12 protein-coding genes are annotated in these 9,469 nt (G+C 63.7%); 7 read left to right on the top strand and 5 right to left on the bottom strand.

Annotation, left to right across the window (positions count from 1 at the left end; translation table 11 throughout):
* Positions 1-100: 100 nt before the first annotated feature.
* Positions 101-373: a nuclear transport factor 2 family protein gene (locus ACSLE4_RS08710; protein ID WP_435904070.1), complete on the bottom strand. Its 273-nt coding sequence runs from the start codon at positions 371-373 to the stop codon at positions 101-103.
* A 104-nt stretch (positions 374-477) separates the two neighbouring features.
* Between ACSLE4_RS08710 and ACSLE4_RS08705 the strand changes: the two genes are divergently transcribed.
* From ACSLE4_RS08705 to ACSLE4_RS08680, 6 genes are all read left to right on the top strand, one after another.
* Positions 478-864, top strand: coding sequence for a 4a-hydroxytetrahydrobiopterin dehydratase (locus tag ACSLE4_RS08705; protein WP_069624655.1), 387 nt, complete (start codon positions 478-480; stop codon positions 862-864).
* A 171-nt stretch (positions 865-1,035) separates the two neighbouring features.
* The gene (locus ACSLE4_RS08700) at positions 1,036-2,100 is read left to right on the top strand and encodes a hypothetical protein (protein ID WP_435904069.1); all 1,065 of its coding nucleotides are present in this window, start codon (positions 1,036-1,038) and stop codon (positions 2,098-2,100) included.
* Complete coding sequence (locus tag ACSLE4_RS08695; protein ID WP_435904068.1) at positions 2,100-3,737, top strand: formylmethanofuran dehydrogenase subunit A; 1,638 nt, start codon at positions 2,100-2,102, stop codon at positions 3,735-3,737. The genes ACSLE4_RS08700 and ACSLE4_RS08695 overlap by 1 nt, the downstream gene beginning before the upstream one ends.
* A 1-nt stretch (position 3,738) precedes the next feature.
* Positions 3,739-4,647: a formylmethanofuran--tetrahydromethanopterin N-formyltransferase gene (gene fhcD, locus ACSLE4_RS08690; protein ID WP_435904067.1), complete on the top strand. Its 909-nt coding sequence runs from the start codon at positions 3,739-3,741 to the stop codon at positions 4,645-4,647.
* Positions 4,644-5,447: a formylmethanofuran dehydrogenase subunit C gene (locus ACSLE4_RS08685; RefSeq protein WP_435904066.1), complete on the top strand. Its 804-nt coding sequence runs from the start codon at positions 4,644-4,646 to the stop codon at positions 5,445-5,447. The genes fhcD and ACSLE4_RS08685 overlap by 4 nt, the downstream gene beginning before the upstream one ends.
* A gap of 99 nt (positions 5,448-5,546) precedes the next feature.
* On the top strand, positions 5,547-7,376 hold the full coding sequence (locus ACSLE4_RS08680; RefSeq protein WP_435904065.1) for an aminodeoxychorismate synthase component I: 1,830 nt from the start codon (positions 5,547-5,549) through the stop codon (positions 7,374-7,376).
* A gap of 67 nt (positions 7,377-7,443) precedes the next feature.
* Here ACSLE4_RS08680 and ACSLE4_RS08675 read toward each other — a convergent pair whose 3' ends face one another.
* The 4 genes from ACSLE4_RS08675 to ACSLE4_RS08660 form a co-directional block, all read right to left on the bottom strand.
* Positions 7,444-7,920 carry a hypothetical protein gene (locus ACSLE4_RS08675; protein ID WP_435904064.1) on the bottom strand — a complete coding sequence of 159 codons (477 nt, stop codon included), beginning with the start codon at positions 7,918-7,920 and terminating at the stop codon, positions 7,444-7,446.
* A 29-nt stretch (positions 7,921-7,949) separates the two neighbouring features.
* Positions 7,950-8,468 carry a hypothetical protein gene (locus tag ACSLE4_RS08670; protein ID WP_435904063.1) on the bottom strand — a complete coding sequence of 173 codons (519 nt, stop codon included), beginning with the start codon at positions 8,466-8,468 and terminating at the stop codon, positions 7,950-7,952.
* Positions 8,469-8,544: 76 nt separating this feature from the next.
* Positions 8,545-8,715: a hypothetical protein gene (locus tag ACSLE4_RS08665; protein WP_435904062.1), complete on the bottom strand. Its 171-nt coding sequence runs from the start codon at positions 8,713-8,715 to the stop codon at positions 8,545-8,547.
* 129 nt (positions 8,716-8,844) lie between these two features.
* Positions 8,845-9,102: a hypothetical protein gene (locus ACSLE4_RS08660; RefSeq protein ID WP_435904061.1), complete on the bottom strand. Its 258-nt coding sequence runs from the start codon at positions 9,100-9,102 to the stop codon at positions 8,845-8,847.
* A 99-nt stretch (positions 9,103-9,201) separates the two neighbouring features.
* On the opposite strand from ACSLE4_RS08660, the gene ACSLE4_RS08655 reads away from it, so the two are divergent.
* Positions 9,202-9,360 carry a hypothetical protein gene (locus tag ACSLE4_RS08655; protein ID WP_435904060.1) on the top strand — a complete coding sequence of 53 codons (159 nt, stop codon included), beginning with the start codon at positions 9,202-9,204 and terminating at the stop codon, positions 9,358-9,360.
* Positions 9,361-9,469: the final 109 nt, after the last annotated feature.

Below are 9,469 nucleotides of genomic sequence, written 5' to 3'. Positions count from 1 at the left end.
GTTCAGGTTCGCCGAGTTTTCCGGCTCGACCTGCAACACATCCCAGTGCTCTACAATCTTTCCTGCGTCATCCAACCGGAAAATGTCGATGCCAATCCAGTCACGATCGCCGGGCCATTCCTGCAAGCAATTGCAGCGCCACGTAATTGCCCTCGGCGATGATGCGTTTGAAATGAACGCGCTTGCCTGGATAACGCCGCTCCATTTCCTCGAAATAGGCGATGAAGCCGTCCTTGCCGTCCTTCACGCCCGGATTGTGCTGGATGTACACAGGCCCTGCATATAGCGCCATGGCCTCGCTCGGCCGCGACTGGTTGAAGGCCATGTCGTAAAAGGCCACGACCGTCTCCTTATTGCGTTCCAGGTCCGGCATGAGCCTAGCCCTCGCGAGGCCTCCATTGATCGGTTCGAAGCCCCCCGATATGCTCCCAAAAGCGAATAGCGGAATGCGGCTCACTTTTTCAAAAGAAGGAAGCTATGGCAACGAAAGAGCGCACGTATAGCGACGCCGAGGTTGAGGAGCGGCTCAAGAAGGAGCTGCCGCACTGGCATCTCGAAGGCGGCTGGATCCGGCGGAAGTTCAAGACCAATAGCTGGAAGGGCACGCTGATGGTCATCAATACCGTCGGCCATCTCTCCGAGGCGGCTTGGCATCACCCGGATATCACGGCCTCCTATGCCTGGGTCGAGGTGCGGCTGATGAACCACGCGGCGAAGGGCATCACCGACAAGGACTTCGAACTCGCCAAGAAGATCGAGGACGTGGTGAACTGGCAGCCCGGGCTCGAAGGCGGCGCGCTCGAAGGCACCCCCGCCGACGACATGCGCTTTTCCTACATCAAATACGACAAGCCCAAAGACTAGCCATTGCGTGCCATGCCCATTCGCCGGGCATGCATCGTTTGAGTCTCTATCGAATCGGAGCTTGAGGGCGCTGCGGGCCGATTAGGCCTGGAGAGGCGCATTGCCGCGCTTGCGCCCTCCGGGCCACCTGTTTATTTGTGCGCCCAAGGAAGTGCCGAGGAGGAGAACGAGTTGGACAGCACGCTCGAACGTGCCGCAGAGCTGCTTGCCCGTGCGCGTCTCCCAGTCTTCGGCGGCCTATTCACCGATATTGAGGGTGCGACCGCTGCGATATCGCTCGCTGAGAAGCTTGGCGGCGTGATCGATCATGCGGCAAGTACGGGCCTTTCCCGCGCCGCCCGCGTCATGCGCGAGACGGGCGTTGCCCCTGCAAGCTTCGGCGAGGTCAGGAACCGCGCCGATACGGTGGTGGTGATCGGCGAGGGGCCGCTCGCCCGCGACCCGGACCTCCTCGATAAGCTCTTTCCGGGCGAGCCCGGCCTGCCGCGACCCGGCAAGAACAAGCGCGAGCTGTTTCTTCTCGGCCTCGACAAAGCGAAGACGCCGAAAGGCGTGCCTGCCAGTGTCGTCAACGGCAAGACGTCCGTGCCGGAACTCGTCGCGCTGCTCGCCGCGTCCGTGCGCGAGGGCCGCTTCGACCTCCGCGACAAGGCACTTCGCGACAAGATCGAAAAGGCGGCCGCGCGGCTGCGCGACTCCGCCTTTGCCGTGTTCGTCTACGACCCGGCCGAGCTTGAGGAGCCGGTGCTGCACACCGTGCTCGAAATGGTCCGCCACCTCGTCAAGACCACGCGCGCCGCGACCATGTCGCTCGCCGCGCCCGGCAACGGCGAGGGCGTCAATCTTTGCTCGACCTGGACCTGCGGTCTGCCCGTGCGCACGAGCTTCGCGGGCAAGGTGCCAGACAACAATATGTGGGCCTACGAGACCGAGCGTCTGTTGAAGAGCGGCGAGGCCGACGCGCTCGTGTGGATCGATGCGCTGGACGGCGAGGGCGCCGACCGGCCCAAAGGCGCGCCGGCAATCGTGCTCACGTCCAAGTCTGCCAGATCGTCGCGCGGCGATATCGTCATCGACGTTGGAGCCGCCGCAAGCGACCATGACGCGGCGCTTTATCTTCCGCCCATCGCCGGCATCGGTGTCGTCAAAGCGAGGGCGGCGAATAAAGACAAGCCCTCGGTGGCCGAGGTGCTGGCCCGCATCGCCGAGCTGATCGAAGCCAAGAGGGCCGCCTGATGCTCATCCAGCTCAAAGGCGGCCGGATCATCGATCCCGCGAACGATCGCGACGCGGTCGGCGATCTCTATGTCGAGAATGGCCGCATCGTCGAAAAGCCCGAAGGGCGCGAGCCCGACGAGGTGCACGACGTCTCCGGCAAGATCGTCATGGCCGGCGCCATCGATGTGCATTCGCACATTGCCGGCACCAATGTGACCCTCGGCCGCCAGCTGATGCCGGAGCTGCCGCTGCTCGCGGCGGAAGGGGGTCAGCCGATCTTGCCGTCGCCGGCCGCATGGGGATCGTACGCCACGGGCATTCGCTATGCCGAGATGGGCTACACCACGGTGATCGAGCCGGCGATGATCCCGACCCACGCCATCGAGGCGCACGCGGAGCTCGCCGCGATCCCGATCATCGACGTGGCCGGGCTCGTCATCCTCGGCAACGACGATTATTCGCTTGGCCTCTTGCGCGGCGGCAACGCCAAGAGCGACGAGCTCAAGGACTATGTCGCCTGGACGCTATCCCACTCCAAGGCGCTGGGCCTCAAGGTCATCAACGCAGGGGGCTCCGAAGCCTTCAAGTTCAATGCGCGCAAGTTCGGCCTCGACGACGAGGTGCCGGAATACGGTGTGACCTCCCGCGGGATTGTCGAGGCCATGCAGCAAGCGGTCGAGGACCTCGGCGTGCCGCATCCGCCGCATGTCCACTGCAACAATCTCGGCATCGCCGGCAACGTGGAGACCGCGGTCGCGACGCTCGAGGCGACGCAAGGCCGGCCGATCCACTTCGCTCATGTTCAGTTCTACGGCTATGGCGACGAAGGGGAGAAGGGCTTCTCCTCCGGCGCGCCACGTCTCATGGAGGCGGTCAACAAGCACCGTAACGCCACGGTCGATGTGGGCCAGGTCATGTTCGGCCAGACCGTCACCATCTCCGGCGACGTGCTCCGCCAGTTCGACGGTCGCCGCGCCGCGAACCCGAAGAAATGGATCATCAGCCAGGGCGAGGGCAACGGCACCGGTGTCGTGCCCTACAACTACAAGAAAAAAAGCTTCGTCAACGCACTGCAATGGGCCATCGGGCTCGAGATCTTTCTCTTGGCTGAGGACCCGTGGCGGGTGCTGTTTTCGACCGACCACCCGAACGGTGCGCTGTTCGTGCGCTATCCGGAGATCTTCCATCTGCTCATGGACAAGGACGAGCGTGCCCGCTGGCTCGACGGGCTGCCCGAGGCCTCACGTGCCGTGTCCAATCTTGCTGGCATCTCGCGCGAGCTGACCTTGTCGGAGCTGGCTGTCATCACGCGCGCCGCGCCGGCGAAGCTTCTGGGCCTGACCGACCGCGGCCATCTGGCGCCCGGCGCCGTCGCCGACATCGCCGTCTACACGGAGCAGAAGAACAAGACGAAGATGTTCTCGGCGGCCGACCTCGTGTTCAAGTCGGGCAACCTCGTGGTGCGCAAGGGCAATGTCGTGCGCGTCACTTGGGGCCGCTGCTATCACGTGGAGCCCGGCTTCGACTCGCAGATCGAAAAGCGCGTGAGCGCCTTCTACGACCGCTATTTCGGCGCCGACCCATCCTGGTTCGACGTCTCCAATGCCATTCATCGTCCCGACCGTTTCGCGACGATCCCCTGCTCGAAGAGCTGACATGCCAGAGCTGAAAGTCAAAGGCGTCACGATTGTTGAGACGTTTGCCGAGGCCTTTCCCATGGTCGGCACGCGGGTCATCATCACGGCCCCCACGCTCGAATGGGCGATGATCTCCGCGCGCACCATGACCGGCTTCGCCACCTCGGTGATCGCCTGCGGCGCGGAAGCCGGCATCGAGCGCACGCTCTCCAAGAAGGAGACGCCCGACGGCCGTCCCGGCGTCGCCGTGCTGCTCTTCACCATGGATGCCGACAAGCTTCAGAAGCAGTTGCGCAACCGTGTCGGTCAATGCGTGCTCACGAGCCCCGGCTCGGCCTGCTACGCCGGTCTCGAAGGCGAGAAGAAGCTGAAGCTCGGCGCCTCCTTGCGCTTCTTCGGTGACGGCTGGCAGGTTTCCAAGGTCATTGGCGGCCGGCGCTATTGGCGCATTCCCGTCATGGGCGGCGAGTTCGTCTGCGAGGACACGACCGGTCTTACAAAGAAAGCCGTGGGCGGCGGCAATCTCCTTGTGCTTGGCAAGTCCCACGCATCCGTGCTCGCGGCCTGCACCCGCGCGGTGAAGGCCATGTCCGAGATGCCCGATGTCATCACGCCGTTCCCCGGCGGCATCGTACGCTCCGGCTCCAAGGTCGGCTCCCAGTACAAAGGCCAGATCGCCTCGACCAACGACGCCTATTGCCCGGGTTTGAAGGGCGCCGTGAAATCCGCTCTGCCGCTCAACGTCGAGGCGGTGCTAGAGATCGTCATCGACGGGCTCTCGGCCGACGCGATCCACGAGGCGATGCATGCGGGCATCCACGCCATCGCCAAGGGCGGCGCGCGGGAAGGCGTTACCCACATCACCGCCGGCAATTACGGCGGCAATCTCGGGCCCCACCACTTCCACCTCAAGGAGATCGTCGGGTGAGCGCGCTGACCTTCGAATTGAAGCAAACGCCCGATCAGCGGCTCGATTTGTCGCCGCTGGTGCCTGCGCGCCTTGACGGCTTGAGCCGTAAGGAGATCGAGGCGCTCGCCATCAACACCACGCGCACAAAGCTCACCGTGGGCGATGCCTTCAAGATCAGGGGCAAGGACGCGCAGAACATCCGCTTCGAAGGGACCGACGAGCGCTGTGACAGGATCGGGGCAGGGCTCGCCGGCGGCGCGATCGTTGTCGAAGGCGATGCGGGCATGCTGCTCGGCGCCAAGATGAGGCGCGGCAAGATCGGCGTGACGGGCAGCACCGGCGTGCTCACAGGCGCGAGTATGGCTGGCGGCGAGATTGCGGTTCGCCGCAACGTGGGGGACCAAGCGGGCGCCGCGGCCTTCGGCGAGACCATGGGCATGAAGGGCGGCTTCATCTCCATCGGCGGCGATGCCGGGGCGCTGCTCGGCGAGCGCTTACGCCGCGGGCTCATCGTCGTTGGCGGCAAGGCGGGCGACTATGCCGGCGCGCGCATGATCGCCGGCACATTGCTCTTGAAGCAAGGCGCCGGCCGCTATGCCGGTTACGGCAATCGCCGCGGCAGTCTCATCCTCCTGGAGAAGCCCCGGAACATCCTCCCGACCTACAGCGATTGCGGTGTGATGGAGTTCGATTATCTGCGCCTGCTCGAAAACTGGCTGCGCGACCAGGGCTTGCGCATCCGCTTCGGCGCGCGGGCCCGCCGCCTCATGGGCGACATGGCCGTGCTCGGCAAAGGCGAGATGCTGATCCTCGCTTGAGACTAAAGGAGGCTTGCCTTACGAGCCTCGATCTCGACCCACGAAAGCCCCATATCCTCTATGCTTGACGCGTAAGCGATTTCTGGGCGGCGCTTCTTTATGACCGATCTGCCTTACGTTCTTCTCGACGACAGCCTCACCGCCGGTGGCCGCAGCCTGCTGTTCACCGCGCCGCAAGAGATCGTCTGTGTCAGCGAGCCGGGCGGGATCGAAGCCGCACTCCAAAAAATCTCCGACGGCTTGGCGCGCGGGCTCCATGCGGCGGGCTATTTCGCCTATGAGCTCGGCTATTGCCTGGAGCCAAAATTGAGGGGTCTGCTCCCTGAAGGCCGCGATACGCCACTATTTTGGATCGGCCTGTTCAAGGAACCGCAGCCCCTCAACGACGACGAGACGCGACGCTGGCTGGAGACTCATGGCGGCGCGGAGCACGCCAAGATCTCCAATCTTCGCCTGTCCTGGACGCGCGAGCAATACGGCTCCGCCTTTAAGTCCGTGAAGGACTACATCACCGCCGGCGACGTCTATCAGATCAATCTCACCCAGAAATTCTTCTTCGATTTCGATGGCGATGCGGCTGCGCTCTACGCCGCGCTCCGCAGAAAGCAGCGTGTCGCCTATGGCGCGCTGATCGCGACGCCCGAGCTTTCCGTGTTGTCGCTGTCGCCTGAGCTGTTCTTCCGCCGCGAAGGCCAGCACATGTCCACGAGGCCGATGAAAGGCACCGCGCCCAGGGGCCGCACGCCGCGCGAGGACGCCCGCCTCAAGACTTGGCTCGCCATGGACGAGAAGCAGCGCGCCGAGAACCTGATGATCGTCGATCTCCTGCGCAACGACCTCGCGCGCGTGTCGCGCATCGGCTCCGTCGAGGTCACCGACCTCTTCACGGTGGAGACCTACCGTTCGGTGCATCAGATGACCTCCGGAATCACCGCGGAGCTGCGCTCCGATATGGGCTTGGGGGACATGCTGCATGCGCTGTTCCCCTGCGGGTCGGTCACCGGCGCACCGAAGGTCCGCGCCATGGAGATCATTCGCGAGCTCGAAGGCGGCCCGCGCGGCGTCTATACGGGCGCCATCGGCCACATCGCGCCGTCCGGTGATTGTCAATTCAACGTGGCGATTCGCACCGTGGTGCTCGATGGGCAAAGCGGCGAGATGGGCATCGGCGGCGGTATCGTCGCCGACTCCAAGGAAGACTCCGAATACGAGGAATGCCTCCTCAAGGCGCATTTCCTCACGAAAGTCGATGCGTCATTCGAGCTGATCGAGACGCTGCGCTACGAGGAGGGAAAGGGCTACCACCTCCTGGAGCGGCATCTGGCGCGGCTTCAGGCCTCCGCGCAGCATTTCGGCTATCCGTTCTCGCGTGCGGCGGTCCTCGCCGCGCTCAATGAGGAAGCGAGCCGCATCACGGCGCAGGTAGCGCTGGTGCGCTTGCTGCTCGGGGAAGAAGGCGCCATCACCGTCTCCGCGCGGGAGATCGAGCTGCCGACCAAGGACACGGTCTGGCGCTTTGTCATCTCCGATCAGCGCGTCGACGAGAAGGACCCGCTCTTTTATCACAAGACCACGCGCCGGCAGTTCTATGACGCCGAGATGGAGCGCCAGAAGGCGCTCACCGGGTGCGATGAGGTGGTGTTCCTGAACACGCGCGGCGAGCTCACGGAAGGGACTCGCACGACACTGTTCGTGGAGCAGGACGGACGCTTGTTCACGCCCGCGCTTGCCTGCGGTCTTTTGCCCGGCACCTTACGGGAAGAGCTGCTCGACCTGCCGCGGGCCGCGGCCAGCGAGGCGGTACTGACGCCCGCCGATCTGGCGCGCGCCGATCGCATCTATCTCGGCAACTCCGTGCGCGGCCTTGTGCGCGCCGAATTGATGCAGCCGGCGGATGCGCAATCGCGCGTGCCGGCCCACGCCGGCTAGGCACAAACGAAAATGCCCGGGTCATGAAGACCCGGGCACTCTCTTTAGGTGTGTGCTCTTTAAACGGTTAGCCCGCCTTGTGGTTCTCCTCGCCGGTGGCCGCCTTGTCCCCTTCGGACTGAACCTTTTCGGCCGCCTTGCCAAATGACGCGGCGATTTCCGACCAAGCGCGGACGAAACCCTGTCCGACCTCTTGCGCGCCCTGGCGCAGGGGCTCGGCGCGGTCCCACATCTGCCGCGCGGTATCCTTGGCCATCTCGGCCGACTTCATGCCGGTTTCGGTCAGCGTGCTCTGCGTGTGCGCGGCCTGCTCCATGGCCAGCTTACGGAGGGCTTCGAACTGCTCCTCGGTTGCCGAGCGGAAGCCGAGCGCGTGGGCGCGGACGTCCTGGAAACGGCTCTCCATATCCGCGACGACGGTCCCGCCGAGGGCGGCTGTATGCTCGCGGAGCGAATTCAGCTGCTCGCCGAGCGTGTCGAGGTCACGTTGCAGATCGGCCCACTCTTTCTCGGCCTTTTCCAGTTTTTGGGTCTCGTTGGTCATGTTGCTCTCTCAATCTTGGTCAATGGGGGTCAAACGAAAATCTGTGTCGGTTTGTCAGAAGCGGACGGTGTTTTGAGCCAATCGCGGAACCAGTCGAGTGCGCCGGTTGCCGAGCGATGCATCGCGCTCATCGTATCGGTCCAGCTGTCGGGCCAAGAGTCCAACCAAGCCGCGATGGTCTCCTGCTTCCAAGTCTGCTTCCAAGTCTGCTTCCAAGTCTCGAGCCGTTCCGCCGCATCCTCGCCGATCATGCCGAGTCTGGCTTTCCGCTCGTTTAACGCCGCGCGAAATTCTTGGAATCGCTTGGCGGCATCCGTCTCGCCTTCGGCAAGTGCGGCGCTACCGTCCTGGACGGCGTGCGAAACCGCGTTGGCGGCGGCTGTCAGCGCCCGCTTGCCTTCCGCCTTCAACGTGGAGGTGAAGCGATCAAGATCGGCGTGAAAGGAATTATCCTGCGATTCCACTGGCTTGGCGGAGACGGGCAGGGCGGCGAGTAGGAGTGCCGCGGATACGAGAGCCACGCTCAAACGGGCCAGACACGATCTCATGGTTCATCCCCTCCTGGCGGAACAGCTTAACCATACAGATTTGTGCTCGCGGCCCGGACATCAAGGGGTCACGCGACTACCAGGGCAGAGTAATCCAGCCGACACCAAGCGCCAGACCGGCGATAACGGTAAGCGCAAGGGAAATGCCGAGGACCCAGATCACCCCCGCATTTGCCCCCTGACGGGCCTCGGTGGTGGTCATCTCGGTATGTACTTCGCCATCGCGATCGATCTTGGTCGTTGCCATGAACGTCCTCCTCTCGTGGTCAGATTGTACGGATGGTGCTTGGGAAACGCGCAAAACTGCGCAAAGGTTCCACGCTAATCCCGCATATGCCGCATGGAGGAGAGGATCTGCTTTGACGGCGCGCGGGGGCTACGCGCTGTCCTCGAGCGTTTCGAGGGCCGCCTGGATCGCGGCCAGCAACTCCGCCGGCGTGCGCCGATTGTCGGAAGGCTCCATGCCCTCGTCCGTGGCGCGAATCAGCGCATCCGCATCCTCCTCCCAGCGCAGTAGGATCGATTTCTTGTCCTCCGGGGCAAGAGATGCCTGAAGCACGTCCTCCGGTGTATGAAAGACGGTAGCGGGGTCGAGCTTGGCTTGCTCGATATCGGCGGCTGAGAGGGTCTTCATGGCAGGGTAGGTCTCCTCGTCTATGAGCTTTATCAGGTCTCCTATGGTCCTTTCGGACGCGTTTCCGCAAACCCTCCGCTCGCGTTCAAGGATCCCGAAATGCTAGAAAAGATTCTAGGCGCGCTGCTTCCCGCGGTCATCACCATTCTGCTCGGCTACATCGCCGCGCGCCATCACGACTTCGAGCAGAAAGAGGTCCCCACCCTCAATCGGATGGTGATGAGCTATGCGCTGCCGGGCAAGATCCTGAGTCCCTGAAGCAGCCCGTGGTGTGGCTGCCGTTCTCCGGCTTTGTCCTCGTGATCTTCGATGTCGACACGCCAAAGGTGTTCGACGATTCGCTGGCGCTGCTGGGGCATGCCTCGGC

The sequence above is a fragment of the Methyloceanibacter sp. genome (assembly GCF_051306395.1).
Taxonomy (GTDB): Bacteria; Pseudomonadota; Alphaproteobacteria; order Rhizobiales; family Methyloligellaceae; genus Methyloceanibacter.
Note: the sequence above shows the minus strand (reverse complement) of the source record. Positions and strands in the feature narration are given on the sequence as shown.

Excerpts from the sequence above, each read along its gene's own strand:
- ACSLE4_RS08665 (WP_435904062.1), bottom strand. The coding sequence starts at position 8,715 with ATGGCAACGACCAAGATCGATCGCGATGGCGAAGTACATACCGAGATG.
- ACSLE4_RS08710 (WP_435904070.1), bottom strand. The coding sequence starts at position 373 with ATGCCGGACCTGGAACGCAATAAGGAGACGGTCGTGGCCTTTTACGAC.
- ACSLE4_RS08705 (WP_069624655.1), top strand. The coding sequence starts at position 478 with ATGGCAACGAAAGAGCGCACGTATAGCGACGCCGAGGTTGAGGAGCGG.
- ACSLE4_RS08660 (WP_435904061.1), bottom strand. The coding sequence starts at position 9,102 with ATGAAGACCCTCTCAGCCGCCGATATCGAGCAAGCCAAGCTCGACCCC.
- ACSLE4_RS08695 (WP_435904068.1), top strand. The coding sequence starts at position 2,100 with ATGCTCATCCAGCTCAAAGGCGGCCGGATCATCGATCCCGCGAACGAT.
- ACSLE4_RS08670 (WP_435904063.1), bottom strand. The coding sequence starts at position 8,468 with ATGAGATCGTGTCTGGCCCGTTTGAGCGTGGCTCTCGTATCCGCGGCA.
- ACSLE4_RS08680 (WP_435904065.1), top strand. The coding sequence starts at position 5,547 with ATGACCGATCTGCCTTACGTTCTTCTCGACGACAGCCTCACCGCCGGT.
- ACSLE4_RS08655 (WP_435904060.1), top strand. The coding sequence starts at position 9,202 with ATGCTAGAAAAGATTCTAGGCGCGCTGCTTCCCGCGGTCATCACCATT.
- ACSLE4_RS08675 (WP_435904064.1), bottom strand. The coding sequence starts at position 7,920 with ATGACCAACGAGACCCAAAAACTGGAAAAGGCCGAGAAAGAGTGGGCC.
- fhcD (WP_435904067.1), top strand. The coding sequence starts at position 3,739 with ATGCCAGAGCTGAAAGTCAAAGGCGTCACGATTGTTGAGACGTTTGCC.